The sequence below is a fragment of the Streptomyces sp. NPDC046977 genome (assembly GCF_040644455.1).
Lineage (GTDB): Bacteria > Actinomycetota > Actinomycetes > Streptomycetales > Streptomycetaceae > Actinacidiphila.
Genome location: NZ_JBEYWO010000034.1, coordinates 18,002 through 43,208, shown reverse-complemented (window position 1 = coordinate 43,208; position 25,207 = coordinate 18,002). Strand labels below are relative to the sequence as shown.

20 protein-coding genes are annotated in these 25,207 nt (G+C 73.2%); 11 read left to right on the top strand and 9 right to left on the bottom strand.

Features of this window, described 5'->3' with window-relative positions:
* Positions 1 to 263 precede the first annotated feature (263 nt).
* Both ABZ883_RS35850 and ABZ883_RS35845 read right to left on the bottom strand, forming a co-directional pair.
* On the bottom strand, positions 264 to 962 hold the full coding sequence (locus ABZ883_RS35850; protein WP_360913854.1) for a hypothetical protein: 699 nt from the start codon (positions 960 to 962) through the stop codon (positions 264 to 266).
* Between the two features lie 265 nt (positions 963 to 1,227).
* Positions 1,228 to 1,740, bottom strand: a complete 513-nt coding sequence (locus ABZ883_RS35845; RefSeq protein WP_360913852.1) for a hypothetical protein — start codon at positions 1,738 to 1,740, stop codon at positions 1,228 to 1,230.
* A 1,083-nt stretch (positions 1,741 to 2,823) separates the two neighbouring features.
* Between ABZ883_RS35845 and ABZ883_RS35840 the strand changes: the two genes are divergently transcribed.
* The 4 genes from ABZ883_RS35840 to ABZ883_RS35825 all read left to right on the top strand — a co-directional run bounded on the left by ABZ883_RS35840 (position 2,824) and on the right by ABZ883_RS35825 (position 6,595).
* Positions 2,824 to 3,279: a GNAT family N-acetyltransferase gene (locus ABZ883_RS35840; RefSeq protein WP_360913850.1), complete on the top strand. Its 456-nt coding sequence runs from the start codon at positions 2,824 to 2,826 to the stop codon at positions 3,277 to 3,279.
* A 97-nt stretch (positions 3,280 to 3,376) separates the two neighbouring features.
* On the top strand, positions 3,377 to 4,756 hold the full coding sequence (locus ABZ883_RS35835) for a hemolysin family protein (RefSeq protein ID WP_360913848.1): 1,380 nt from the start codon (positions 3,377 to 3,379) through the stop codon (positions 4,754 to 4,756).
* On the top strand, positions 4,753 to 5,778 hold the full coding sequence (locus ABZ883_RS35830) for a hemolysin family protein (protein ID WP_360913846.1): 1,026 nt from the start codon (positions 4,753 to 4,755) through the stop codon (positions 5,776 to 5,778). Before ABZ883_RS35835 ends, ABZ883_RS35830 begins: the two co-directional genes overlap by 4 nt.
* Before the next feature lie 37 nt (positions 5,779 to 5,815).
* A complete protein-coding gene (locus ABZ883_RS35825) occupies positions 5,816 to 6,595 on the top strand; it encodes an SGNH/GDSL hydrolase family protein (RefSeq protein WP_360913844.1) in 780 nt (259 codons plus the stop codon).
* Between the two features lie 15 nt (positions 6,596 to 6,610).
* On the opposite strand, the gene ABZ883_RS35820 is transcribed toward ABZ883_RS35825, so the two are convergent.
* A complete protein-coding gene (locus ABZ883_RS35820; RefSeq protein ID WP_360913842.1) occupies positions 6,611 to 7,123 on the bottom strand; it encodes an NUDIX domain-containing protein in 513 nt (170 codons plus the stop codon).
* Between the two features lie 196 nt (positions 7,124 to 7,319).
* Between ABZ883_RS35820 and purB the strand changes: the two genes are divergently transcribed.
* Both purB and mug read left to right on the top strand, forming a co-directional pair.
* Positions 7,320 to 8,762, top strand: coding sequence for an adenylosuccinate lyase (gene purB, locus ABZ883_RS35815; protein WP_360913840.1), 1,443 nt, complete (start codon positions 7,320 to 7,322; stop codon positions 8,760 to 8,762).
* Between the two features lie 59 nt (positions 8,763 to 8,821).
* Complete coding sequence (mug, locus tag ABZ883_RS35810) at positions 8,822 to 9,310, top strand: G/U mismatch-specific DNA glycosylase (RefSeq protein ID WP_360913838.1); 489 nt, start codon at positions 8,822 to 8,824, stop codon at positions 9,308 to 9,310.
* A gap of 9 nt (positions 9,311 to 9,319) precedes the next feature.
* Here the strand turns inward: mug and ABZ883_RS35805 are convergent, their stop codons facing one another.
* Together ABZ883_RS35805 and ABZ883_RS35800 are read right to left on the bottom strand one after the other, a co-directional pair.
* Positions 9,320 to 10,633, bottom strand: a complete 1,314-nt coding sequence (locus ABZ883_RS35805; protein ID WP_360913836.1) for a glycoside hydrolase domain-containing protein — start codon at positions 10,631 to 10,633, stop codon at positions 9,320 to 9,322.
* 258 nt (positions 10,634 to 10,891) lie between these two features.
* Entirely contained in the window at positions 10,892 to 11,293 is a 402-nt protein-coding gene (locus ABZ883_RS35800) for a hypothetical protein (RefSeq protein ID WP_360913834.1), read from the bottom strand.
* A gap of 128 nt (positions 11,294 to 11,421) precedes the next feature.
* Here ABZ883_RS35800 and ABZ883_RS35795 point away from each other — a divergent pair, with 128 nt between their 5' ends.
* Together ABZ883_RS35795 and ABZ883_RS35790 are read left to right on the top strand one after the other, a co-directional pair.
* Positions 11,422 to 12,579, top strand: a complete 1,158-nt coding sequence (locus ABZ883_RS35795) for an ROK family transcriptional regulator (RefSeq protein ID WP_360913832.1) — start codon at positions 11,422 to 11,424, stop codon at positions 12,577 to 12,579.
* A gap of 236 nt (positions 12,580 to 12,815) precedes the next feature.
* Positions 12,816 to 14,360: an alpha/beta hydrolase gene (locus ABZ883_RS35790; protein WP_360913953.1), complete on the top strand. Its 1,545-nt coding sequence runs from the start codon at positions 12,816 to 12,818 to the stop codon at positions 14,358 to 14,360.
* Between the two features lie 22 nt (positions 14,361 to 14,382).
* On the opposite strand, the gene ABZ883_RS35785 is transcribed toward ABZ883_RS35790, so the two are convergent.
* The gene (locus tag ABZ883_RS35785; protein ID WP_360913830.1) at positions 14,383 to 15,147 is read right to left on the bottom strand and encodes a GntR family transcriptional regulator; all 765 of its coding nucleotides are present in this window, start codon (positions 15,145 to 15,147) and stop codon (positions 14,383 to 14,385) included.
* 274 nt (positions 15,148 to 15,421) lie between these two features.
* Between ABZ883_RS35785 and ABZ883_RS35780 the strand changes: the two genes are divergently transcribed.
* Positions 15,422 to 16,168, top strand: coding sequence for an SDR family oxidoreductase (locus tag ABZ883_RS35780; RefSeq protein WP_360913828.1), 747 nt, complete (start codon positions 15,422 to 15,424; stop codon positions 16,166 to 16,168).
* A gap of 10 nt (positions 16,169 to 16,178) precedes the next feature.
* Here the strand turns inward: ABZ883_RS35780 and ABZ883_RS35775 are convergent, their stop codons facing one another.
* Both ABZ883_RS35775 and sigJ read right to left on the bottom strand, forming a co-directional pair.
* The gene (locus ABZ883_RS35775; protein WP_360913826.1) at positions 16,179 to 18,008 is read right to left on the bottom strand and encodes a hypothetical protein; all 1,830 of its coding nucleotides are present in this window, start codon (positions 18,006 to 18,008) and stop codon (positions 16,179 to 16,181) included.
* A gap of 65 nt (positions 18,009 to 18,073) precedes the next feature.
* Positions 18,074 to 18,973: an RNA polymerase sigma factor SigJ gene (gene sigJ, locus ABZ883_RS35770; RefSeq protein WP_360913824.1), complete on the bottom strand. Its 900-nt coding sequence runs from the start codon at positions 18,971 to 18,973 to the stop codon at positions 18,074 to 18,076.
* A 207-nt stretch (positions 18,974 to 19,180) separates the two neighbouring features.
* Here sigJ and ABZ883_RS35765 point away from each other — a divergent pair, with 207 nt between their 5' ends.
* Entirely contained in the window at positions 19,181 to 20,629 is a 1,449-nt protein-coding gene (locus ABZ883_RS35765) for an NCS2 family permease (protein WP_360913822.1), read from the top strand.
* Positions 20,630 to 21,074: 445 nt separating this feature from the next.
* The gene (locus ABZ883_RS35760) at positions 21,075 to 22,289 is read left to right on the top strand and encodes an MFS transporter (RefSeq protein WP_360913820.1); all 1,215 of its coding nucleotides are present in this window, start codon (positions 21,075 to 21,077) and stop codon (positions 22,287 to 22,289) included.
* A gap of 1,006 nt (positions 22,290 to 23,295) precedes the next feature.
* Here the strand turns inward: ABZ883_RS35760 and ABZ883_RS35755 are convergent.
* On the bottom strand, positions 23,296 to 25,155 hold the full coding sequence (locus ABZ883_RS35755; RefSeq protein ID WP_360913818.1) for a glycoside hydrolase family 15 protein: 1,860 nt from the start codon (positions 25,153 to 25,155) through the stop codon (positions 23,296 to 23,298).
* Positions 25,156 to 25,207: the final 52 nt, after the last annotated feature.

Below are 25,207 nucleotides of genomic sequence, written 5' to 3'. Positions count from 1 at the left end.
GCCACGTGCCGCGACGTCCCGACCGTCCGCCCCTTCCGCTCGCCGGCGCGGCGCACGCCACCAGCGTCGGCGTCTTCGCGCTCAACACCAGCTGCCCTCCGGCCGGACGGACAGCTGAAACCGGGCTTCGGAACGTTTACGCGCCGGGCCTGTTGCCGCGTCGGCTGAGACTAGCTGTGAGAGACGGTCACTCGGCACGGATGTGTGTCAGAACCTCACTTCAACCGTTGCTGAGGCCCACCCCCGCCGCACCAGTAGGTGCACTACTTGCCTTTGCCTCGCTGGTAAAGCCAGATGGCGTGATCCAGTTCCCAGGGGGTGCAGCCCATGATCTGCGCTGCAGCAGTCAGCAGATTGCGTGCCTCGGGCACGCCCATAGGACGCTTCAGAACGTGGGCCAGCCAGTTCAGGACCATACGGTCCGGCTTGATGCCTGCGTCGTCGCCGGCGAGCATCCACAGGTAGCTGAGCCGGACCCCGTAGGCGCCATGGCCCGGCACCTGGGCCAGCGCCTTCTCAACCTTGGCGAGATGATGGTCGTCGGCCAGCAGTTTCTCGACGTCGACGTGGAGATTTACGCCATGGTCCACGAGGATCCGCGCATAGTCCGCGGCCGCCTCGGCCTTGAGGATCCCGCCTCTCGGTGACGTGCGCCCACGGTTGTTGAGGACGGCGGCCAAGGCGTTCATGTCCGTAGCGCACTGCACGAATCGGGACAGCGGCTCTTCCCCACCGGGGTGGTCGGTGCCGCGCGGGTAGAGCCGTTGCTCAAGTCCCGCGTGGTCGGCGTATCTGCGGCACACGTTCACGACGCCTGAGTAATGGGCATTGATCGAGAAGACCGCGTCGAGCACGCACAGCGACAGGTGAGCCCACCGCTTCAGCCCGGACTCCGGTCCGCACCGGACGATGTCCACCTTCTCGGCGGCCATGACGACCGCGTTGATCTCCTGTTCCTCCATGTTGCTCCCCCTGGTCAATCGCCCTACCGGTGTGGGCCGACTCGTCCGACCGATCACCTCTTCCATCTGGCTCCCAGGGAGCCAGACTCATCACTCGATCACGGAAGGAGTCACTTTTCATCGACCGATAGGGAGTCATGGTTCAAAGCACGGCGACACCCACCCTGGGGCTACTCCCATGCACCATCGTCGGCATCCCCCGATCGCTTTCGCCGCAGCCACGCGCGGGGTCTGACGTAAAGCCAGCAGCACTACCAGGCAGCGTTCAGGCTCGGTCGCCGACGCAGTGGGCGCACGGATTCCACTTCTCGGGCACTGTGCCGTCAATCGGGAACGTCAGAAGCTTCGCCCCGCGATAGCCCCGCTGGAACGCGTTGCAGTACAGGTCGGCGTGGTAGAAGTCACTCGTCTCGGTCGTGATGTACTCGGGATCAAACTCCCAGGTACCTGGGCGCATGTAGCGACCGGCGGAGTCCGTGCGAAGGCCCACCCTGATGTGGCCGCTCTGCCGGCCGGAGCGCGTCAGAATGTTTACGCCAGACGCCTCGGCGAACTCGTAGACGTCGAAGTTCGGGTCTGAGTAGCCCAACACCTGAGCGGTGACCCACATGACATTGGTACGGACGTTCTGGGCCTCGTTTTCGCTGAGGACCTCGTCGCCGCAGTTACTGTCACTGGCCCGATTGTGGCCCGCCCGGTCGATCCGGTACGGGGCGTCGGACCAGTCATGCTGCTTGATCTCGGCAGCGAATTGGCTGGCAAGGCGGCTGAGAGCCATGGCGTCCTCCGATAGGACGTTGTGAGGCCGTCCCCCGATGGGACAGACACTTCAAGGTACGCGGCCCATGAGTCGTCGACCCAGCGCAATCGACCACAACTAACTGCGGACTACGGCGAGATCAGTAGTCCGTCCCAAGGCGTGCAGGGCGAGGGAGGAGCCTTCCTGACGCGACGCGGTACTCGACAGGCCGGTCCTGCGTCTTTACGAGGACGCCATCAGCAGCCAGAAGCCGGAGAGCGCGCCGGGCCTGCTTCTCACGGGCGCGTTCGTCCCTGGCCTCAATGCCAGCGTCACGGAGCGCCGTGACCGCGCGCTGTGTATCCCACGTACCTCCGAGAGCCAGGACTGCGTTCACTAGCGTCTGATCGTGTGTCGCAGTCACGTTGGACCCCTTCGGGTGGCGATCGATGCCACGGCGGCGGAAGCAGTGTGGCATGTGGCACCGACAGCGGGCATGGCCCTCGTGGTGTCTGTGTCGGGATGTGGGGTCAGGTGGCGCGACGGACCATGCGCTGCTGGGCGGGATCCCAGTCACACTCGGCTTAGGTGCGGTTGATATCGGGGAGGGATGAGTGGCCAAGGTCGATGACGAAGCCCTACTCGTGGCACTCGGCGTCGCCGGGCCACATGCCGGTTCAGCGGGTGTTGCAAACGGAGCCGCCGTGGCCGCAGCCAGCGCGCTGCTGACCGGTGGCGGCCCCAGCGGGCGACGTCGCATCCGGGAGGGGGGCGGCCTGGCCGGACCTTGCAGTCAGGGCAGTCGGTCAGCTCGGGTTCGGGGGCGGGTGGGGTTTCGGGTTCGGGGGCCGTGGGTGTCCTCACTACGGTGTGCCCAGGCTGGATTCGAACTTGCGACACCCGCGTCTTCGGCCCGAGGACCCAGGTCGCCGCGGCGCACGACACCGAGCGCACGTTCGACATCCTCGTCCGGCGCCGACGATCGCGTGCAGGTGCCTCATCCGCAAGGAGCAGCACCGCGCCGGGGCGTCCGGGGGGCTTCGCCCGCGTGATCGCGGGACCCGGGCGGAACGGCACGTAAAACCCTCGACCTGCGCCGGGGCGGCCTGCTTGGGTGGGGGCGTGAACGATCTGCGGATACGCGGCGCGGCACCTGCCGACGCCGAAAGGGTGCTGGCCTTCTGGAAGGACGCGGCGGAGGGGACCACCGTCAGCGACGACCTGGCCGGGGTGCGCGGGCTCATCGCGCGCGACCCCGAGGCACTGCTCCTCGCCGAACGCGACGGGGAACTCGTCGGCACCGTGATCGCCGGCTTCGACGGCTGGCGCTGCCACCTGTACCGCCTGGCTGTGCACCCGCAACGGCGCCGCCAGGGCGTCGCGACCGCGCTGCTGGCCGCGGCCGAGACCCGCTTCACCGCGTTCGGCGGCCGCCGCGGGGACGCGATGGTGCTGGTGCGCAACGAGCGGGCCCATCACGCCTGGCGGTCGGCGGGCTACCTGCCGAACGAGGAATGGCGACGCTGGACGAAGCCCCTGGTCGGCGTGCGCCCGCCCGGCCCGCCCGCCGCCGGCTGACGCGCCCGGCCCGCGGGGGCTCGCGCCGCCTCCCCCGACGGCAGCAAAATCGCGCGCGCCACCGTCCGCTGACCGATCATGGGATCGAGGTGTCCCGATGACCGAAGTGCTCCTGCTGGCCGTCGCGCTGCTGCTCACCCTGGCGTGTGCGGTCTTCGTCGCCGCGGAGTTCTCGCTGACCACCGTCGAGCGCGCCGATCTGGAGCGCGCCGCGCGGGCCGGTGAGCGGGGCGCGTCCGCGGCGCTGCGTGCCGTGCGCACCCTGACGCTGCAGTTGTCCGGGGCCCAGCTCGGCATCACCGTCACGGGCCTGGTGATCGGCATGCTGGCCGAAGGCTCGATCGCGAAGCTGCTGGCCGGGCCCTTGCGCGCGCTCGGGATGCCGCGGGCGGGGGCGACGTCGCTCGCTCTGGTCCTGGGCACGGCGCTCTCGACAGTCGTGCTGATGGTGGTCGGCGAACTGGTCCCCAAGAACTGGGCGATCTCCCGTCCGCTGCCGGTCGCCAGGGCGGTCGCCCCCGCGCAGCGGGCGTTCACCACCGCCTTCGGCCCGCTCATCCGGCATCTCAACAACTCGGCCAACCGGATTCTGCGTCGCCTGGGCATGGAGCCCGCCGAGGAGCTCGCGTCCGCCCGCAGCCCGGAGGAGCTGGTCGCGCTGGCCCGGCACTCGGCGCGGGCCGGGGCCCTGGAGGCCGACACCGCCGAACTGTTCGTCCGCACCCTGGGCCTGGCGGAGCTGACCGCCGAGAACGTCATGACCCCCCGCGTCCAGGTCGCCTCCCTGGACGAGCGCGCGAGCTGCCAGGACGTCGCCGACGCGACCCGGGCGACCGGCCTGTCCCGCTTCCCCGTGCACCGGGGCGGACTGGACGACGTCATCGGCATCGTCCACATCAAGGACGTGCTGGCCGTGCCGGCCGAGCGCCGGCCGGGCCATCCGCTGACCCCGTTGCTGCGCGAGCCGCTGCTGGTGCCCGAGTCGCTGACCGTGGACCGGCTGCTGGACCGGCTCGCCGGGGACACGGGCATGGCGGTGGTGATCGACGAGTACGGGGGCACGGCCGGGGTCGTCACCCTGGAGGACATCGTCGAGGAGGTCGTCGGCGAGGTGCGGGACGAGCACGACCCGCAGGAGACGCCCGACATCGCCTTCGTCCACCGGGACCGCACCGGCCGCCGGGTCTACGACGCCGACGGCGCCACGCGCACCGACCAGCTGGCCCGGATCGGGCTGCGGGCGCCCGAGGGCCCGTACGAGACGCTGGCCGGCCTGATCGCGGAGCGGCTCGGCCGCATCCCCGTCACCGGGGACGTCGCCGAGGCCGCCGGGTGGGTGCTGGAGGTCACCGACGACACCGGGCACCGGGCCGCGCATGTGCGGCTGATCTCCCCGCCGCCGGGCGAGGAGCCGCCCGGCGACGGGGATGCGGCGGCGCGGGACGGGACCGGCGACGGCGCGGCGGGGGTGCGATGACCTTCCTGCAGATCCTCGTCGGCCTGCTGACGCTGGTGGTGAACGCGTTCTTCGTCGGCGCCGAGTTCGCCATGATCTCTGTGCGGCGCAGCCAGATCGAGCCCCGCGCGGAGGCCGGGGAACGCGGCGCGCGGCACGTCCTGTGGGGACTCCAGCACCTGTCGCCGCTGCTGGCCGCCGCGCAGCTGGGGATCACGCTGTGCACCCTGGTGCTCGGCATCGTGGCCGAGCCCGCCATCGAGCACCTGCTGTCCCCGCTGTTCCAGGCGCTGCACGTGCCGGAGAACGCGGTCCATGTCGCGTCGTTCGCGATCGCTCTGACCCTGGCCACGTACGCGCACATGCTGCTGGGCGAGATGGTGCCGAAGAACATCGCGCTCGCCGCGCCCGAGCGCACCGCGCTGGCGCTCGGGCCGCCGCTGGTGACGCTGGCACGGGCGCTGCGCCCGGTGATCTTCACGATCAACGCGTTCGCCAACGGGCTGCTGAAGCTGTTGCGGGTGGAGCCGAAGGACGAGGTCGCCGCCGTGTTCTCCGACGACGAGCTGGCCCGGATGGTCACCGACGCGGGGGCCGCGGGACTGCTGGACGAGCGGGCCGCGATCCGGCTGCAGGACGCCCTCGAACTGGGCCGCCGGCCGGTGGGCGAGGTCGTGGTGCCCGCCGACCGGGTGGTGGTGGCGCGCTCGGACATCACCCCCGAGGGGCTGGAGCGGCTGAGCGCGCGCTCGGGGTTCTCCCGCTTCCCGGTCACCGGGGAATCCGGCCGCGTCCTGGGCTACCTGCATGTCAAGGACGCCCTCGCCTGCGGCCCGGCCCGCCGCGACCTGCCGTTCCCGCGCGGCGCGATCCGGCGCATCACCCGCGTGGGCGCGGCGACGCCGCTGGACGACGTCCTGGCCGCGATGCGGGCCAGCGGCGCGCACCTGGCGGCGGTGGTCGACGACCAGGGGCGCGGCATGGGCCTGGTGACGATGGAGGACGTGCTCAGGCAGCTGATGGGGCACGCACCGGCCCCCTGAGGCGCCCTCGAAGCGGCCCGGTAGGATCACGGCCGCCATGGAGATGACCGCCACCCACACCAGCTTCGTCGCGCTCGGCGACTCCTTCACCGAGGGCATGTCGGACGCCCTGCCGAACGGCACCTACCGGGGCTGGGCCGACCTCCTCGCGGGCCGGCTCGCTGCGCACAGCCCGGACTTCCGCTACGCCAATCTGGCCGTACGGGGCAAGCTCATCCAGCAGATCGTCGACGAGCAGGTGGAGACCGCGGCCTCGATGGGCGCGGACCTGGTGACGCTGGTCGGCGGTCTGAACGACGTGCTGCGGCCCAAGTGCGACGTCCCGCGGGTGTGCGCGCTGCTGGAGAAGGCCGTCGAGCGGCTGTCGCCGAGCTGCCGCCAACTCGTCCTGATGCGCAGCCCCGCCCGCCGGGGCCCGGTCGCGGCCCGTTTCCAGCCGCGCATGGAGGAGCTGTTCGCCTTCATCGACCAGCTGGCCGCCCGGCACGGCGCCCTCGTGGTCGACCTGTACGGGGCAGATGTGCTGGGTGATCCGCGCCTGTGGGCGGACGACCGGCTGCACCTGGACGAGGAGGGCCACCGCCGGGTGGCCGAGGCGGTCTGGCAGGCCCTCGGCCACACCCCGGGCTTCGACTGGACAGAGGCCCTGCCCGTCGGGATCAAGCTCCCCTGGGCGGCCCGCCGGACGGCCGACCTGCGCTTCACCCGGCAGCACCTGGTCCCGTGGATCGGCCGCCGCCTCACCGGCCGCTCCTCCGGCGACGGACTGTCCCCCAAGCGCGCGGAACTGCTCCCCCTCCCGGCCGCGGACGCCTGATCCGGACCCCGGGCCTCACCATTCCTCCGAGGGCACCGGCCGGTCCGCGGCGACATACCGGCTCAGTACCTCGTGGCTGTCCGGAGTGAAGACCTGCCGTCGCATGAAGCCCGACAGCTCGCTCCCGGTCATCCAGTCGTGCCACACGACCTCGTCCCCGTCGGGCCTGACCTGGCCGAGGACGACGGCCTCGTGGATCGCGAGCCAATGAGGGCTCAGGCCGCCAAGGCTCAGGAACTTGACCACGGGGTGAACCGGCACCTGGACCCCCAGCTCCTCCTCCAGCTCGCGGGCTGCCGCCGCTTCGTACGACTCGCCCACGGCGACCGCACCGCCGACCGCGACCTCGTAGTGCCCCGGGAAGCGGGACACCCGCCCGGAACGCCGGTGGACGAGGAACCGTCCCTCTCGATCGCGACACATCGTCACGGCGATCCGGTGCAGCCAACCCCGGTGGACAGCCTCGGCGCGGCGCACCACAGCCACCACGAGATCGCGTTCATCGACCTGTTCGACCCATTCGTCCATGGGCCGACGATCGCAGCCACCTCTGACACCGCAGCGACGTCCGCCGCCTGATGTCCGGAGCCGACCGGTCCCTGAACCCCGCACCGACCTCGCGCGGACGCACCGCCACATCGCCGGCTGAGCGTTTCTGACCTGGCCTTTCCACTCCCCCCTGGGCGTGGGCGGCGGCCATGGACGGCGGGTAAACTCTCGCTACGTGACTTCCAAGCCCCGCATCCCCGACGTCCTGGCCGGCCGCTACGCATCCGTGGAGCTCGCCACCCTGTGGTCCCCCGAGCAGAAGGTGGTGCTGGAGCGCCGCCTGTGGCTGGCGGTGCTGCGGGCGCAGAAGGACCTCGGGATCGAGGTGCCGGACGAGGCCATCGCGGACTACGAGCGGGTGCTGGAGCAGGTGGACCTCGCGTCCATCGCGGAGCGCGAGAAGGTCACGCGGCACGACGTCAAGGCCCGCATCGAGGAGTTCAACGCGCTCGCGGGCCACGAGCAGGTCCACAAGGGCATGACCTCGCGCGACCTCACGGAGAACGTCGAGCAGCTGCAGATCCGGCTGTCGCTGGAGCTCGTGCGCGACCGCTCGGTGGCCGTGCTCGCCCGCCTGGGCCGGCTGGCCGCCGAGTACGGCGAGCTGGTCATGGCCGGGCGCTCCCACAACGTCGCCGCCCAGGCCACCACGCTCGGCAAGCGGTTCGCGACCGCCGCCGACGAGCTGCTGGTCGCGTTCGCCCGCGTCGAGGACCTCCTCGGCCGCTACCCGCTGCGCGGCATCAAGGGCCCGGTCGGCACCGCGCAGGACATGCTGGACCTGCTGGGCGGCGGGGCCGAGGGCGAGGCGAGGCTCGCGGAGCTGGAGCGGCGGGTCGCGCAGCACCTGGGCTTCTCGCGCGAGTTCACCTCGGTGGGCCAGGTCTACCCGCGCTCGCTGGACTACGACGCCGTCACCGCGCTGGTGCAGCTGGCCGCCGCGCCCTCCTCGCTGGCCAAGACGATCCGGCTGATGGCCGGCAACGAACTGGTCACCGAGGGCTTCCAGCCCGGGCAGGTCGGCTCCTCGGCCATGCCGCACAAGATGAACACCCGCTCCTGCGAGCGCGTCAACGGCCTGGCCGTCGTCCTGCGGGGCTACGCCTCGATGGTCGGCGAGCTGGCCGGCGACCAGTGGAACGAGGGCGACGTCTCCTGCTCGGTGGTGCGGCGCGTGGCGCTGCCGGACGCGTTCTTCGCGCTGGACGGCCTGATGGAGACCTTCCTGACGGTGCTCGACGAGTTCGGCGCCTTCCCGGCCGTCATCGCCCGCGAACTCGACCGCTACCTGCCCTTCCTGGCGACCACGAAGGTGCTCATGGCCTCGGTTCGCGCCGGGGTCGGCCGGGAGGTCGCGCACGAGGTCATCAAGGAGCACGCGGTGGCGTCCGCGCTCTCGATGCGCGAGAAGGGCGCCGACCGCAACGAGCTGCTGGACCGGCTCGCCGAGGACGAGCGGATCCCGCTGGACCGCGCGCAGCTCGACGCCCTCATGGCGGACCGGCTCTCCTTCACCGGCGCGGCGTCCGCGCAGGTCGCGGAGGTCGTCCGGCGCGTCGAGGAGGTCACGTCGCGTCATCCGCTGGCGGCCTCGTACCGGCCCGGGGCCATCCTCTGACGACCGGCAGGCCCCCGCAGGACGAGCTGGAGGCCGCCCGCGAGCGCACCGTCCCCGATGTGATCGCGGACGGTCTGCGCGTGCTCTTCTGCGGCATCAATCCGAGTCTGATGTCCGCCGCCACCGGCCATCACTTCGCGCGTCCCGGCAACAGGTTCTGGCCGGTCCTGCACGGCTCCGGGTTCACGCCGCGCCGGCTGGACCCCTCCGAGCAGGAGGAGTTGCTGTCGTACGGGCTCGGGATCACCAATGTGGCGGCGCGTGCCTCCGCCCGCGCGGACGAGCTCAGCAGGGCCGAACTCGTCGCGGGCGGAGCGCTGTTGACGGAGCGGGTGCTCCGGCACCGGCCGCGCTGGCTGGCGGTGGTGGGTGTCACCGCCTACCGGGTGGCGTTCGCCGACCCGCGTGCCGCGATCGGTCCGCAGGAGCGGACGGTCGGCGACACGCGGATCTGGGCGCTGCCCAACCCCAGCGGCCTCAACGCCGGGTGGACGACGGCGGCGATGGTGGAGGAGTTCGGGCGGCTGCGGGCCGAGGCCGGTGACTGAGTCCCGGCCTCAGCAGCGCGGCACCGGCTTGCTGTACGTGGTGCCGCTGGGTGAGGCCACGTAGTGGTCCGAGACGTAGCGGCCGCTGTCGAGCCGGTCCCAGACCGCGGTGGTGCCGACCTTGGTGCCGCTCCGCTGGCACACCACCCACGCCAGCCCGCCGTTCGGCACGGTGCCCTGGGCGGCGTACGAGGTGCCGGGGCCGCTCCGCTGGGTCAGTCCGCCGGTCGCGGTGGTCTGGTAGGGGTAGACGCAGCGCGGGAGGGGTGAGCTGTAGCCGGTCGTCGAGGGCGTGCTGACGTAGTGGTCGGTCACGTAGGTGCCGTCGCTCAGCTTGTCCCACACGGTAGTGGTGCCGACCTTCGGGCCGGGCGTCTGGCACAGGACCTGGAGTGCGGAGCGGGACGCGTGGGTCCGGACGACGGGGTAGCTGCCGGACGGCCCGGAGCGGGCGTTGAGGACGCCTGTGCCGGTCACCGTGTAGGCGTACGCGACGGTGGCGACGGGGGCGTCGAGGCGGTCGTTGTCGATGTTGACCGTGACGCCTCCGTAGGTCTCGTTGTGGCTGCCGCGGTACTGCTTGGCCCGCTGGTGGACGGCCCACTTGGCGTCCGCCACGCCGGTCCAGCCCTTGAGGGTGTCGGCGCCGTCGTAGCGCGCGATCCACAGGGCGTCGGGGCGGGCGTAGGACGCCGAGGTGAAGACGTCGGCGAGCTGCCGGGCCCCGAGGTTGAGGTTCATGTAGACGCCCGAGAGGTAGCCGAGGCGGTGCAACTCCTTGGTCCAGGCGGACAGATAGCTGAGCACGGCGGTGCGGCAGCCGGTGTCGGACTGCGTGTAGTTCTCGATGTCGTTGTAGAAGGCGCTGCCGGGGCGCATGCCGAGCGCCTTGGCCGCGGCGATGGCGTCCCGGGCCGCGGTGGTGCCCTGGGTGCGGGCGGTTGCCGCGGTGCGGCTGATCTTCGCGTCGGTGGGGCGGCCCCCGCACGGTGGCTGGAGGCCCTTGTGGATCGGCAGCAGGCGCCACTTCAGCCGGGAGACGGAGGTGACCCAGGCCACCGTCAGTTCGGGCTGGGCGCAGGTGCGGTTGACCCCGCTGATGTACACGCCGAGCGCGCGGTACGGCGAGGCGTTCCACGCCTGGATGGTGGTCAGCGGCGGGGCCGTGCAGGCGTCGAAGGCGAGCCCGGAGTAGCGGGTCGCGGTGGCGCCTGCCGGGTAGCCGGTGTTCGTGGCGGGTTCGGCGGCGGCGGCCGGTGCGAGCACCAGGGCGCTGACGACGGCCAGAACGGCCGAGAACACGGCGGCCGGCAGGCGCCGCACACGGCGGAGGGCACGGAGAGGTGGGAGGTGAACGGTACGGCGCGGGTGCGGCATGGGCGGTTCCCCCTGGATCGCGCGACGCGGCGCGGATCCGGTCGGCGTCCGGCCGTCCGTCCGCCGGGGCGTCCGGTCCGCCGGGCGGACTCCCGGGGCCTGTCCGGGCACGTGCCGCCGCGCATGATGTCGCGTCAAGCTGTTCCGCACGCAGCGTAGGCGCCCGGTCACCCAGCCGTCGAGCACTGCGGACGAGAAGCCGCTCTAAGGGATGAGGTCCGTGTCGGCGACGGCGGCGAGCAGATGCGGCCTGGCGTCGGCTATCGCTATCCAGTGCCGGCCGACCCGCCAGGTGAAGGCCTCGTCGGCGTGGCCGCTCAGGACCGCCAGCGGCGCCGGTACGGCCTCGCCCAGCGCCGAACGCTCAAGGTGGGGACGGAGGTCGACCATCGTGGCCGCTGCGCCGAAGCGGCCGGTCAGGGCGGACACGAGGGACTCGCAGGCCGCCCCCACGTCGTCCTCCCACTGCGGGAGCAGTCCCTCGTCGGGATCGCGGCCCCCGTCCCCGGCGGCGAGGTCCGCGAGGTGGAATCCGGGGTCGCCGCCGGCCGCGTCGAGGCGGGCGCGCAGCGCCTCCACGGCGGCGAGGTGACGTACGAGATCCATGGGAACAGTAAACCCCCCGGGTCCGACACTTGACGTCGCGTCACGGAAGGGACCGCCGGGCCACTCGCCGCGGACGGCCCGGGCGGGTACGATCCGGCCAACACGCGCGCACGCTGGGAGGACGTACTTTGGCGGGGCTCACCGGCGGGGATCCGTCCCTGCTCCGGCGGATCAATTCCGCTGTGGTGCTGCACGCGCTGCGTGGTGCCCCCGGGCCGAGCCTGACCGAACTGGTGCACAGCACCGGGCTGTCGCGGCCGACCGTCGAGGGTGTGATCGAGGGCCTGATGGAGTCGGGCCTGGTGGTCGAGGCGCCGCAGGAGCCGGGGGACGCGCGCAAACAGGGCCGCCCGGCGCGCAGGTTCCGCTTCCATGCCGAGGCCGGTCATCTGCTGGGCATCGAGATCGGGGCCCGCCAGGTGCGGGCGCTGCTGTCGGACCTGAGCGGCCGGGTCCTCGGTTCGCTGGCGCACGACGTGGCCGACGCGACTCCGGCGGAGGAACGGCTCGAACGAGTACGGGGCACGGTCGCCGAGCTGCTGCGCAAGGCGGGAGTGGCGCGCAGCACCTTGTGGGCGGTCGGCGTCGGCAGCCCGGGGATCGTGGAGACGGACGGCGCGGTACGGCTGAGCACGGCCCTCCCGGGGTGGACGGGCCTGCCGCTGGGCGAACGGCTGCGCCGGTCGTTCCGCTGTCCGGTGCTGGTGGAGAACGACGCGAACGCGGCGGCCGTGGCGGAGCACTGGAAGGGCGCGGCCGTCGGCACCGACGACGTCGTCTTCGTACTGGCCGGGCTCAGCCCGGGCGCGGGCTCGCTGATCGGCGGCCGGCTGCACCGGGGTTTCGGCGGGGCGGCGGGCGAGATCGGCGCCCTGCACCTGCTCGGCCGCGAGGCGACCCCGGAACGCCTGCTGTCGACGACCGGCACACCGCTGCACCCGCTGGACGAGCCCGCGGTCGCGGAGGTCTTCGCGCTGGCGAGGGCGGGCGACGCGCAGGCCCGCGAGGCTGTCGAGCGCTTCCTGCAGCGCCTGGTGCACGATGTGGCGGCGCTCGTGCTGGCCATCGACCCCGAACTCGTCGTGATCGGGGGCTGGGCGGCCGGCCTGGACGGCGTGCTGGAGCCGCTGCGCGCCGAGTTGGCCCGTTACTGCCTGCGGCCGCCGGAGGTGGCGCTGTCGGCGCTGGGGCAGGAGGCGGTGGCGACCGGCGCGCTCCGGCTGGCCCTGGACCACGTCGAGGAGCAGCTCTTCGCGGTGGCGCGCACCTCTCTGCTCAACCGCTGAGCGGCGACCGGAGCCGGGGCGATTCGAGAGCAATTCGGGGGAAATCTCACGACTCACCGGCCTGCTTGTTTTGCCGGTTTGTCCGACCAGCCGACGATCCCTGTCATCGGCAGTTGACGCCGCGCCGCGGTGGCGCGGCCGGTGGAAGGGCGTCCCGCGTGCGGCGAGCTGTGATCCTGGGTGTGTCCGTGGTCCTGGCGGCGGGGGCGCTCACCGCGGCCCCCGCCTCGGCCTTCATGCCCGGTCCCGTGGACGACCCCTTGCGGACGGCGGGTGTCGCCCTGGCCGCCGACGCGGCCGCGGACGCGGGCATCGCCTTCGGCCCCTGCCCCAAGGACAGCGGCATGGCCGCGCCGGTGCAGTGCGGCAAGGTCGCGGTGCCGGTGGACTACGCCCAGCCGAACGGCCGGCGGATCGAGCTGCTGGTGAGCCGCCTGCGCGCCACCGGCCCGGCCTCGGGCCGGCAGGGCGTGCTGCTGTTCAACCCGGGCGGCCCGGGCGCCCCCGGGCTGTGGTTCCCCGCCGTCGGTCTGAAGAGCGCGGGACCGGTGACCCGCAAGGTGTGGGCGACGGCCGCCAGGACGTACGACCTGATCGGCTTCGACGCGCGCGGCGTCGGCCACTCGGCACCCATCTCCTGCGTGCGCCCGGAGAACTACTTCCACGCGCCCTCGCCCGACCCGCGCACCGCCACCACGGCCGCCAAGAACCGGGAGCGCGCCGAGGCCAGGACCCGCGCGGACGGCTGCGGCCGCCGCTCCGGGGCCCTGCTCGCCCACATGACGAGCGCCGACATGGCACGCGACATGGACGTCATCCGCGCCGCCCTGCACGAGAGCCGCATGAACTACTACGGCGTCTCGTACGGCACCTACCTGGGCGCGGTGTACGCCACGCTCTTCCCCCGCCATGTGCGCCGCATGGTGCTGGACAGCGTCGTCGACCCGGACCCGCGGGGCGTCTGGTACGGCACCAACCTCAGCCAGGACGTGGCGTTCGAGGGCCGCTGGGCCGACTGGCGCGCCTGGGTGGCCCGTTACGACTCCGTCTACAAGCTCGGCTCCACGCCGAGCCGGGTGCAGGCCTCCTTCGACCTCGCGATGCGCAAGCTGGCCAAGAAGCCCGCCGGTGGCACCGTCGGCCCCGGCGAGCTGCACGCGGCCGCCGAGAACGCCGCCTACTACGACCAGCGTTGGGTGGTCTTCGCGCACCAGCTCTCGCGCTATCTGCACGGCGACGACAAGCCCCTGGTGGCCGCGGCGGCACCCGACCGTTCCGGGGCGAAGGACGCGGAGAACGGCGACGCGGTCTATCTGGCCGTGCAGTGCTCGGACGCCGCCTGGCCGCGCGACTGGGCCACCTGGGACCGCGACAACTCGCGCCTCGCGCTCCGGCACCCCTTCGAGACCTGGCCCAACGCCTGGATGAACCTGCCGTGCGCCACCTGGCCCGCGCCGGCCGGGGAGGCGCTCGACGTCGGCGCCCTGGCCGCCGAGCTGCCGCCGGTGCTCCTGACGCAGTCCGAACGGGACGCCGCCACGCCGTACGAGGGCGCGCTGGAGCTGCACCGCAGGCTGCCCGGCTCCCGGCTGATCACCGAGGTGGGACGCGGCTCGCACGGCCTGGTCAGCATCTGGAACCAGTGCCTGATCTCGCGTGTCGACCGCTACCTGACCTCGGGCAGCGTCGGCGACGGGGACGTGCGCTGCGCCGGGCACCCGGTGCCCGTGCCGTCCGGCGCGCAGGGCGCGAAGGACGCCAACACCGGCCGCTACTACTGACCGGGCGGCCCGGGCGGGTGCCTCAGGAGGCCGCCGCGTGCCGTTCGCCGTCGTGGTGGGTGATCTCCATGGCGCCGCTGTCGCCGAACGTGAGCCGGCAGGTGTCGGCCCGGTAGGTGGCGACCGCCACGGCGGCGACACGGCCGCCGCTGAAGTAGCGGGTGGTCACGACGAGAACCGGGGCGCCCGGCAGCCGGTCGAGCTGCTTGGCGTCCTCGGCACGGGCCGAACCCAGCTCCACCGCGCGGTCGTCCCCGTCGAGTTCGAGGGCGTGCAGCGCGCGCAGCACGGCCGGGGCGTGGCCGGCGGGCGTCAGGTCGTCCCCGAGGCCCGGCACCGAGGCCCGCGGCACGTACAGCAGCTCGGTGGCCACGGACTGGCCGCCCATCGCGCGCACCCGGCGGACGGTGTGGACCGGCTCGTCGGCGGCGATACCCAGAGCGGCGGCGACCGAGGCGGGCGCGGCGGCCTCGGCGCAGCCCACGGTGCGCCACGCGTCACCCGCGTCGCCCGGCCAAGTGCCCTGGGAGGGACCGACGGAGACGCCGACGCGGGGCGGGGCGACGGTGGTGCCGACGCCGCGGCGGCGCTGCAGGCGCCCCTCCAGCTCCAGCTGCTCCAGCGCCTGGCGCAGCGTGGCCCTGGCGACGCCGAAGCGGGCGGCGAGGTCGCGCTCGTTCGGCAGGATCTCCCCCACCGCGAACTCCGAGTCGAGGGCGTCGACGAGCACGGTCTTGAGGTGCCAGTACTTGGGCTCCGGCACATTCTCGAGCTGCGTGGTCCCCACCCTGATCCTCCGCAATCGGCCTGGCCCCACCGGGGGTTTGTTCAGCCTTGTTTCCGAACGGCTCTTTATTAAAGGTTCTTGCACTACTAGGGGACGATAGGGCCGCCCTGCGACTTGGTCAAGACCAATGCTCGCCGCCCCGGGCGGATCCGGCCGCGGCCGCCGCGCAGCGTTCACATGGTGTTCGCGCCCGTCACAGGCCGTTCGCACGCTGGTAGCGTTCGCGGTCGCCACCGGCACGTGGCGGATACACGGACGGCGAGGGAGCACGGTCATGACGGCGGTCACGGTGGTCACCGGCGGCGGGCGCGGCATCGGGGCGGCGGTGGCGCTGCGGCTCGCGCGCGACGGGCACGCCGTGGGCATCGGCTACCAGCGGGCGCGCGAGGAGGCCGAGGAGGTCGTCCGGAAGGTGCGCGAGGCGGGCGCCGAGTGCGTCGCGGTGCAGGGCGACACCAGTGACGGGGATCAGGTGGAGCGGCTCTTCGACACCGTGCGGGAGCGGCTGGGCGCGATCACCGGGTTGGTCAACAACGCGGGCGTGACCGGGCCGCTCGGCCGCTTCACCGAGACGCCGGTCGAGGAGATGCGCCGGGTCGTCGACGTCAACGTGATGGGCGCGATCCTGTGCGCGCGCCGGGCCGCGCTCGAGATGTCCACGCGGCACGGGGGCGGGGGCGGCGCCATCGTCAACATCTCCTCGGGCGCCGCGACGCTGGGCAGCCCCGGGGAGTACGTGCACTACGCGGCCAGCAAGGCCGCCGTGGACGCCCTCACGCTCGGCCTCGCCAAGGAGCTCGCCCCGGACGGCGTGCGGGTCAACTCGGTGCAGCCCGGCATGATCGTGACCGGCATCCACGCGGCCATGGGCGACGCGGAGCGGCCGTGGCGGAACCGGGACCGGGTGCCCATGCGGCGGCCCGGGGAGCCGGAGGAGGTGGCCGGCGCGGTGGCGTGGCTGATGTCGCCGGAGGCGTCGTACACCACCGGCGCGATACTGCGCGTCTCCGGCGGGCTGTAGCCGCGGGGGGTCAGGCGCCCTCCGGCACCCCGGAGCCGGCGGGGTCCTCGGCCTCGATCGCGCGGACCACGTCGGCCGCCAGCGCCGCCACCTCCGGAGGGACACCCGGGACGGCGAGGGCGAGGTGGCACAGCGACCAAGTGAGTGTCACCACACGGGACGTGCGGGCCTCCAGGGCGTCCAGCAGCCGGCGGGACACCAGTTGGGCGGCGTCCTCGCGGGCCGCGGGATCCACCCAGGCGGTGGCGACGATCGCGAGCGCGGCCGCCTCGCACACCCAGTCCTCCGCGTTGCCGAGCACGTCGGCCAGGAGCGCGCGCCGCCGGGACACCGGCCACGGCTCGTCGGTGCGGTGGTGGGCGAGCCCCAGGCACGCCCAGACCTGCGCGGCGCGGATCCACAGGTCGGGGGCCTGCGCCGCGAGCGCCCGGCCGAGTTCGTCGTCGCGCGGGGCGGGCGGGTGGACCAGGACGCCCAGCAGGTCCTCGGGGTCGAGGGCGGACAGCACCACCGCGTCGTCGTAGGCGGCGGGCAGATGCGGCCAGCCGTGCCACGCGACGCGGCGCACCGCCTCGGCGGCCTCGGGCGACGGGGGCCGCACGGCGGGGCGCGGGGTGGTCCCCTCGTACGCCCACAGCGGTGTGGTCACCGGGCGGGGCGGCACCCGCAGGTCCGGCTCGGGCACGTCCTGGACGGCGAGGGTGGCACGGGGGAAGGCCGTGCGCAGGGCGAGCAGCGCGCTCGGCGGCTCCAGGGCGGAGAGGGTGAGGCCCAGTTCGGCGTCGGCGGCGACCCGCTGCTCCAGGGCCTGGTGGAGCAGGCTGACGATCGCCTCGTTGCCGCCGGGTATCCAGTTGAGCCAGGGGCGGCCGCGGCCGAGGCGGGCGAGGAGTTCGCCGGCGTACGCGTGGTCCGGGGCGTCGCGCAGGTGGTCGGCGAGCGCGACAAGGTGCCGCGTACCGCCGTCGATCGCGTGGCGCAGGGCGTGCGCGGCCGGGGCCGCCTTGGGGTGGGCGGGGTCGGCCGCGGCGGCGCGTTCCGCCCATTCCAGGCCCTCCGCCGGACGGCCGAGGGCCTGGAGCAACTCGGCGATGTCGATGCACAGATCGAGGTCGGAGGGGTCGCGCAGCACCTCGCGGCGCCACACGTCGAGTGCCTCCTCGGGGCGGCCCGCGCTGCGCAGCGCGTAGCCGAGCATCACGGCGGCGGGGTGGCAGGGCTCCAGGGCATACGAGCGCTCGGCCCAGGCGACGGCGTCCTCGGCGCGGCCCATGCGGCGGGCGAGCGTGGAACCGCACCACAGGAGCATGGTGTGGTCGGGATGGCGGGCGACACTCGCCCGGAGCAGGTCGAGCAGCGGTACCAGGGGGGCGCGGTGCTCCTCGTCCACCGGGTCGGGCAACCGCGGGGCCACGCCGGCGGCGGCGCGGGCGACGGTGTCCGGGTCGAGGAGTTCCGCGATGCCGGGGCGGCGCAGCCAGGCGACGTCCAGCCACGGCCGGTCCGGCTCGTGGCCGGCGCACTGGGCGAGCAGGCCCAGGGCCTCGTCCCACCGCCCGGCGACCGCGCACAGGTGCCCGCGTGCGGCGACCGTCCCGATGTACGCCCGCTTCTCCGGCTCGAACCAGTCCAGGGCCTTCTCGGCGCCTCCGGCACACGCGGCGAACTCCGCCAGGGCCTCGTGTGTCTCAGGCAGGCCGGGGTCCCGGGCGAGCGCGTCCTCCAAATGGCTTGCCGCGTGCGTCAGATCGCCGTCCGCCAGGGCGATCCGGGCGGTCGCGACCTCCCCCTCGGCCTCCAGTCGCCCGGCGTCCCCACGCTCTGCGGACCGATCAGCCATGGCAGCTCCCCACCTCGCCCCTGCGCCGACTCCGGCACCCTAACCGAGCCCTCCCGCCCCACCTGTCACAGGGCGGGGGCGGGTGACGCGACGCCGGTCAGCTTGCCGGGGTTGGTGAGCACGTAGACGGTCGTGACCAGGCCGTCGGTGAGTTCGAGGGAGACCACGGTGTGCGGCAGGCCCCGGGAGGTGAGGACGAGGGAGGGGACGCCGTTGACCTCGCGGAGGGTGAACGCGGGGTCGGGCACCGGGGTGGGCGCGATCGCGTGGAGGAAGCGGGCGACCTTGGCCGCGGTCTCGATGACGCGCCGCGGGGCCTTCTGCACGCCGCCTCCGTCGCCGACCAGGCGCACGTCGGGGGCGAGGAGCGCGAGCAGGCCGTCCATGTCGCCGCCGAGGGCGGCGGCGAGGAACCGCTCGGTGATCTCGGCGGTCGCGGCCGGGTCGGCGTCGTAGCGGGCGCGCTTCTCCTCGACGTGGCGGCGGGCCCGTCCGGCCAGTTGCCGCACGGCGGGCTCGGCGCGGTCCAGGACGGCGGCGATCCGGGCGTACGGGTAGTCGAAGGCCTCGCGCAGCACGAAGACGGCGCGCTCCAGCGGCGACAGCGACTCCAGCAGCACGAGGACCGCGAGGGAGACGGACTCCGCGAGGACGACGCGGTCGGCGGTGTCGGGCACGGTGTGCGCAAAGTCGGTGGCGACGGGCTCGGGCAGCCACGGGCCGACGTACGCCTCGCGCCGCGACTGCGCCTGCCGCAGGCGGTCGATGGCGAGCCGGGTGGTGACGGTCACCAGGTAGCCGCGCGGTTCGCGCACCGCGTCCCGGTCGGCGGCGGCCCAGCGCAGCCATGCCTCCTGCACGACGTCCTCGGCGTCGGCGAAGCGGCCGAGCATGCGGTAGGCCACGCCCGTCAGGACGGGACGGTGCTCCTCGAAGACCGCTGCGGCGGCGGTGTCGTCTCCCACGCCCCCCATTCTTCCGGGCACCCGGCGGACCGGCACGGCGGGGGGAACCGTGCGAGCGACCGCTCTCAACGCCCCTCGTCGCCGGGCCGGTTGAGCGGTACACATTCGTTAGCGCAAGGAAACACTTCCAAAACCCGAACCGTCGCCCGGGCGTACACAATCCCCCCAACCAGCAGGCCGACCGATCGCCGCACCCCGAGGAGCAGCATGTCCGCGCAGGCCACCGACGTGGCGAAGGGCTCACCGCCCGCGCCAGGCAACCCACTTGACCGCTACTTCCGCATCGGGGAGCGCGGGTCGACCTTCGGCAGGGAGATCCGCGGTGGCTTCGCCACCTTCTTCACGATGGCCTACATCCTCGTGCTCAACCCCATTGTCCTGGGCAGCGCGAAGGACAAGTTCGGGCACGCCCTGTCGACGGGCCAACTGGTCACCGCCACCGCGCTGGTGGCCGCCGTCATGACCGTGATCATGGGTGTCGGCGGCAACCTCCCGCTGGCCATCGCGGCCGGCCTCGGCCTCAACGCGGTGGTCGCCTTCCAGATCGCGCCCCTGATGAGCTGGGACGACGCGATGGGCCTGGTCGTCCTGGAGGGCCTGCTGATCTGCGTCCTGGTGGTCACCGGACTGCGGGAAGCGGTGATGCACGCGATACCCCACGCGCTGAAACAGGCGATCAGCGTCGGCATCGGCCTGTTCATCGCCTTCATCGGCTTCGTCGACGCCGGTTTCGTCAGCCGCGTCCCGGACGCCGCCAACACCACCGTCCCGGTCCAACTGGGCGGCAGCGGCGCGCTGTCGGGCTGGCCGGTGCTGGTCTTCTGCCTCGGCGTGCTGCTGACGGTTGCGCTGCTGGCGCGCAAGGTGAAGGGCGCCATCCTCATCAGCATCGTGACGATGACGGTGGTCGCGATCGTCGTCGACGCGGTGGCCGACATCAAGAGCTGGGGCCTGACCACACCCAAGGTGCCGGACGATGTCTTCGCGGCGCCGGACTTCGGGCTGCTCGGGCACTTCAGTCTCTTCGGGGCCTTCGGCGAGATCAGCGTGATCACGGCCGTGCTGCTGGTCTTCACGCTCATCCTGTCGGACTTCTTCGACACGATGGGCACGGTCGTCGGCATCACCGCCGAGGCCGGCCTGCTGGACGAGGAGGGCAGGGTCCCGAACCTGGGCCGGGTGCTGCTGATCGACGGCGCCGCGGCGGTCGCGGGCGGCGCGGCCTCCGCGTCCTCCAACACCGCCTACATCGAGTCGGCGGCCGGTGTCGGCGAGGGCGCGCGCACGGGCTTCGCCAACCTCGTCACCGGCGGGCTGTTCGCGGTGGCGCTCTTCCTCAGTCCGCTGCTGACCATCGTGCCGCTCCAGGCGGCGGCGCCCGCGCTGGTGGCGGTCGGCTTCCTGATGATGACGCAGGTCAAGAACATCGGGTGGGACGACTTCGAGATCGCCCTCCCCGCCTTCCTGACGATCGCCGTGATGCCGTTCACGTACTCGATCACCAATGGCATCGGCGCCGGATTCATCGCGTACGTCGTGCTGAAGACCGTGCTGGGCAAGGCCCGGCAGGTGCACTGGCTGCTGTGGGCGGTGTCGGCGCTCTTCGTGGTGTACTTCGCGATCGATCCGCTGGAGCAGCTGCTCGGCGTGAAGTGATGCACCCGGCGACCGCGCGGCGGTCGCGGCGGGCGATGAAGACCCCGACCGGGACGGGGGCCCCCGGTCGGGGCCGCTGGCCGGGCCGGCGCTTTGCGCGACGGCCCGTACTTGTTCGAACTACGCGCGGACCGCGGTAGTTCCCGCCGTGGTCCGTGCGGGCGGTGTGAGGTGCGGCACTCCCGTGCCGGCGCCCGAACCGGCCGGACGGCCCAGCCCCTCGCGCGGGTGACGCGCGGCTGTCGGGCGGGCGGACGTCGGTTGTCGCCTGCGGGGTTCGTGCGAGCATTTGGTCTCAATCGCGCAACGACAGGTTTGAGTTGCCCTCCCCCTCTTAACCGCGCCCCTAAGTGCTTGATACACATGGTTGCGCGTTCCTGTCCGTCGACGGTCGCTCCTCCCCCACGCTTGTCGCCGAGTCCTCGGCCGTCCATCAGGAACGCCCATGTCTTCGCGGACCGCGCCCTCGCGCGCCCTGCTGCCGCTCGTCGCCCTCTTCTGCGCCGGCTACCTCGCCCCGTACCTGATGCCCACCGTCGTCGGACGGCTCACGACCGGGCTCGCCCTGAGCGGTTCGCAGGCCGGGGCCGTCGGGAGCGCACTGCTGCTGGCCTCCGCCTGCGCCGGGTTCCTGCTGGCCTCGCGCGTCGACCGGATCGGCCGGGCACTGCTGGCCAGGCGCGGCCTGCTGCTCATCGCCGGCGGCTTCGCCACGGCCGCCGCCACGCACCACGTCGCCCTGGTGGTGGCCGGCTGCGTCGCCGGGGGCTTCGGGTCCGGTACGGCGACGGCGGTGGCCGCCGTGGGCATCGCCGGGCAACGGGAACCGCACCGGGTCACCGTGCTCGGCCTGCTGGCCACCTCGGCGGTGGCCGGCGCGCTCTACCTCGTGCTGCCGGCGCTCGGCGGCGGCCACGCCCTGCCACTGGCCGCCATCGGCGCAACGGCCCTGCTCGTCCTGCCGCTCACCCGGTGGCTGTCCACCGCCCCCGTCGTCGCGTCCCGGTCCGAGACCGCCGGGCCGCTGCCGCACCGCCGCTCCGGCCTGGTGCTGGCGGCGTCGATGCTGTGCTGGTCGATGGCGCAGAACGCGCTGTGGGGCGTGAGCGGGCGCATCGGGCTGGACCGGGTCGGGCTGTCGGAGGCGGCGCTCGGCGTGGTCTTCGCGGTCGCCCTCGGCGGCGGGCTGCTCGGGGTCACCGCGGCGGGCGCGCTCGGCCCGCGGCTCGGCCGCGCGCTGCCGGTGGGCCTCGGCACCGCGCTGATCGCGGGCTGTGTGGCGGTCAGTTCCTCGGCGCACGACGCGGCGGCCTTCGCCGCCGGCGAGATCCTGTGGAACACGTTCTATCCCGTGGTGCTCTCCTACGCGATCGGCCTGGCCGCCTCGCTGGACGGCCGCGGCCGGTGGGCGGTGTACGCCGGCGCCGCCTCGTCTTTGGGGGTGGCCTGCGGCCCGCTCACCGGAGCCGTGCTCGGCGCACGCCTCGGCTTCCCCGCCATGGGCGGCGTACTCGCCGGTGTCCTCCTGGCCGCCGCCGTACCGCTCACCGCGGTCGCCCTCGGCTCCGCCACCGGCGGCCCCGGCCGCGTCGCGATCGCCGTCCGCCGCCGCAGGAACGCCGCCGCCCCCGCCCGCTCCGAACTGGGCCGCGCCGCATAGCCGTCCCGGTCCGGGCCCGGACCGGCCTGGACGGGCGCAGCCGCTGGGCCGGCTCCGCCGCCAGTAGCCGCGGGCGCGTCGCGGTCGGAACGCCGCCGCCGCCAGGCCCGAACGACACCGGCCGAACCACGCCGTCAGCCCACAGCCGATCGGCCTGGCCGTCCGCGGCCGGTGGGCGGTGTACGCCGGTTCCGCCTCGCCCCTCGGGGTCGCCAGCGGCCCACTCACCGGAGCCGTGCTCGGCGCGGGCCTCGGCTTCCCCGCGATGGGCGGCGTACTGGCCACTGCACTCCTGGCCCGGACCGCACCTGGCCGGATCGCACCCTCAGCCAAGTGCGGATGGGCCCAGCCGCCTCGCTGGACGGCCGCGGCGGCGGGCCGTTCACGCCGGTTCCGCCTCCCCCCTCGGGCTCGCTCACGCCGTGCGGGGCCGGGTACGCCGGCTCTTCGCCGCCGGCAGCCGCGGACACGTCGCGGTCGGAACGCCGCCGCCGTGGCCGCCGGGCCCGGACGACACCGGCCGAACCGCGCCGTCAGCCCACAGCCGATCGGCCTGGCAGACCGCAGCCGACCTCAGGCCCCTGGCCGCCGCCGTACCGCTCACCGAGGTCGCCCCTCGGCTCCGCCGCCAGCGGCCCCGGGACGCGCCGCGGTCGCAGTAGCGCCGCGCCACCGTCGCCGCCCGCCCCGAACTCGGCCGCGTCGCCTAACTGTCCCGGTCCGGGCCGCGTCGTCAGCCCAGTGCAAATCGGCCCGGCCGCCTCGCCCCTCGGGGTCGCCTGCGGCCCACTCACCGGCGCCGTGCTCGGCGCGGGCCTCGGCTTCCCCGCCATGGGCGGCGTACTGGCCGCAGCAGGCGGGCGGTGCAGGCCCGCTCGCCGCGGTCGCGGTCCGCCGCCGCCGCCCGCGCGGAGTCGGCCGCACAGGCCGGGCCGCGCCGTCGCCTGGCCGGCCGCGGGCACGCCGGCGCCGCCCCCTCACCGGTAGCGGCGCCCCGGCGCCACCGTCAGCCCAGGGCCTTGTCGAGGTTGAAGGCCGCGCTGATCAGGGCGAGGTGGGTGAAGGCCTGCGGGAAGTTGCCGCGCTGCTCGCCGGTGCGGTCGATCTCCTCCGCGTACAGGCCCAGGTGGTTGGCGTAGGTGAGCATCTTCTCGAAGGCCAGGCGCGCGTCGTCGGCGCGGCCTGCCCGGGTGAGGGCCTCCACGTACCAGAACGAGCAGATGGAGAACGTGCCCTCCTCGCCGCGCAGTCCGTCCGGGCTCGACATCGGGTCGTACCGGTAGACGAGGGAGTCAGACACGAGGTCCTTGCCGAGCGCGTCGAGGGTGGACAGCCACTTCGGGTCGGTCGGCGAGATGAACTTCGCGAGCGGCATCATCAGCACGGACGCGTCGAGCACGTCCTCGCCCTCGGACTGCGTGAAGGCGCGGCGCTCCTCCGACCAGCCCTCGCGCATGATCCGCCGGTAGATCGTGTCACGGGCCTTGCACCAGCGGGTGTGGTCGGCGGGCAGGCCCCGGTGGTTGGCCATGCGGATCGCCCGCTCGATCGCCACCCAGCACATCACGCGCGAGTAGAGGAAGTTCTTGCGGCCGCCGCGGGTCTCCCAGATGCCCTCGTCGGGCTGGTCCCAGTTGTCCACGACCCAGTCGACCAGGCCGCAGACGGTGTCCCAGTGGGCACTGGAGATCGGCGCTCCCCACTTGTCGTAGAGGTAGAGGGAGTCGATCAGCTCGCCGTAGATGTCCAGCTGGAGCTGCCCGACCGCGCTGTTGCCGATCCGGACCGGCGCCGAGCCCCGGTGGCCCTCCAGGTGCGGGAGTTCGCGTTCGGGCAGATCGGTGCGGCCGTCGATGCCGTACATGATCTGCAGCGGTCCGTCGCACGGTCCGCTGCCGTCGTCCTCGCAGGCGCCGAGGGCCACCCGCTCGGACAGGAAGCGCATGAAGGACTCCGCCTCGTCGGTGAACCCCAGCCGCAGCAGGGCGTAGACGCAGAACGCGGCGTCGCGGATCCACACGTAGCGGTAGTCCCAGTTGCGCTCGCCGCCGATGCGCTCGGGCAGGCTGGTGGTCGGCGCGGCCACGATGGCGCCGGTGGGCGCGTACGTGAGCAGCTTGAGCGTCAGCGCCGAGCGGTGGACCATCTCCCGCCACCGGCCCCGGTAGCGGGATTTGGACAGCCAGTGCCGCCAGTAGCGGACGGTGGCCTCGAACTCGCCCTCGGCCTCGGTCAGCGGGCAGCCGCGCAGTTCGACGCCCTCGCCGATCTGGTCCAGCGCGAAGACCGCGGTCTCGCCCTCGGCGAGCTTGAACTGCGCCCACACGTCGGTGCCGTCGGTCTCCATCGGCACCCCGGAGGTCAGCGAGAGCGTCTGGACGGCGGATTCGAAGATCGCCTGCACCCCGTGGACGTGCGTGGTGTGCGGCACCGTGCCGTACACGAAGCGCGGGGAGACCCGCACCCGGAACGGCAGCAGCCCGCGGACGCAGACCACCCGGCGGATCAGCCGGTGGCGGCCCTCGTCGTGGGAGTCGTCCACGACCGGCATGAAGTCCTGGACCTCGCCCATGCCCTCCTCGGCGAAGAAGCGGGTGATGAGGACATTGGTGTCCGGGAAGTAGAACTGCTTGGTCAGCGCCGGTACGTCGGCGGCCAGCTCGAAGCTCCCGCCGCGGTCGGCGTCGAGGATCGAGGCGAAGATGCTGGGCGCGTCGAACCGGCCGCAGCAGTACCAGTCGATGGTGCCGTCGGTACCGACCAGGGCGGCGCTGCGCAGGTCGCCGATGAGTCCGTGGGCGGCGATCGGCAGGTACCGGTCGCCGCCCGCGAGCGCGGACGGGGATGCGGGGGCTTCTGCTGTCACGGTGGCCTCCTCGGTCGCCGGGCGAACCGGATGTAGCGACAAAAGCCACCCT

Coding starts and splice junctions, on each gene's coding strand:
- ABZ883_RS35850 (WP_360913854.1), bottom strand. CDS start 962: ATGGAGGAACAGGAGATCAACGCGGTCGTCATGGCCGCCGAGAAGGTG.
- ABZ883_RS35845 (WP_360913852.1), bottom strand. CDS start 1,740: ATGGCTCTCAGCCGCCTTGCCAGCCAATTCGCTGCCGAGATCAAGCAG.
- ABZ883_RS35835 (WP_360913848.1), top strand. CDS start 3,377: ATGACCGAAGTGCTCCTGCTGGCCGTCGCGCTGCTGCTCACCCTGGCG.
- ABZ883_RS35830 (WP_360913846.1), top strand. CDS start 4,753: ATGACCTTCCTGCAGATCCTCGTCGGCCTGCTGACGCTGGTGGTGAAC.
- ABZ883_RS35825 (WP_360913844.1), top strand. CDS start 5,816: ATGGAGATGACCGCCACCCACACCAGCTTCGTCGCGCTCGGCGACTCC.
- ABZ883_RS35820 (WP_360913842.1), bottom strand. CDS start 7,123: ATGGACGAATGGGTCGAACAGGTCGATGAACGCGATCTCGTGGTGGCT.
- ABZ883_RS35800 (WP_360913834.1), bottom strand. CDS start 11,293: ATGGATCTCGTACGTCACCTCGCCGCCGTGGAGGCGCTGCGCGCCCGC.
- ABZ883_RS35790 (WP_360913953.1), top strand. CDS start 12,816: ATGCCCGGTCCCGTGGACGACCCCTTGCGGACGGCGGGTGTCGCCCTG.
- ABZ883_RS35780 (WP_360913828.1), top strand. CDS start 15,422: ATGACGGCGGTCACGGTGGTCACCGGCGGCGGGCGCGGCATCGGGGCG.
- ABZ883_RS35775 (WP_360913826.1), bottom strand. CDS start 18,008: ATGGCTGATCGGTCCGCAGAGCGTGGGGACGCCGGGCGACTGGAGGCC.
- ABZ883_RS35765 (WP_360913822.1), top strand. CDS start 19,181: ATGTCCGCGCAGGCCACCGACGTGGCGAAGGGCTCACCGCCCGCGCCA.
- ABZ883_RS35760 (WP_360913820.1), top strand. CDS start 21,075: ATGTCTTCGCGGACCGCGCCCTCGCGCGCCCTGCTGCCGCTCGTCGCC.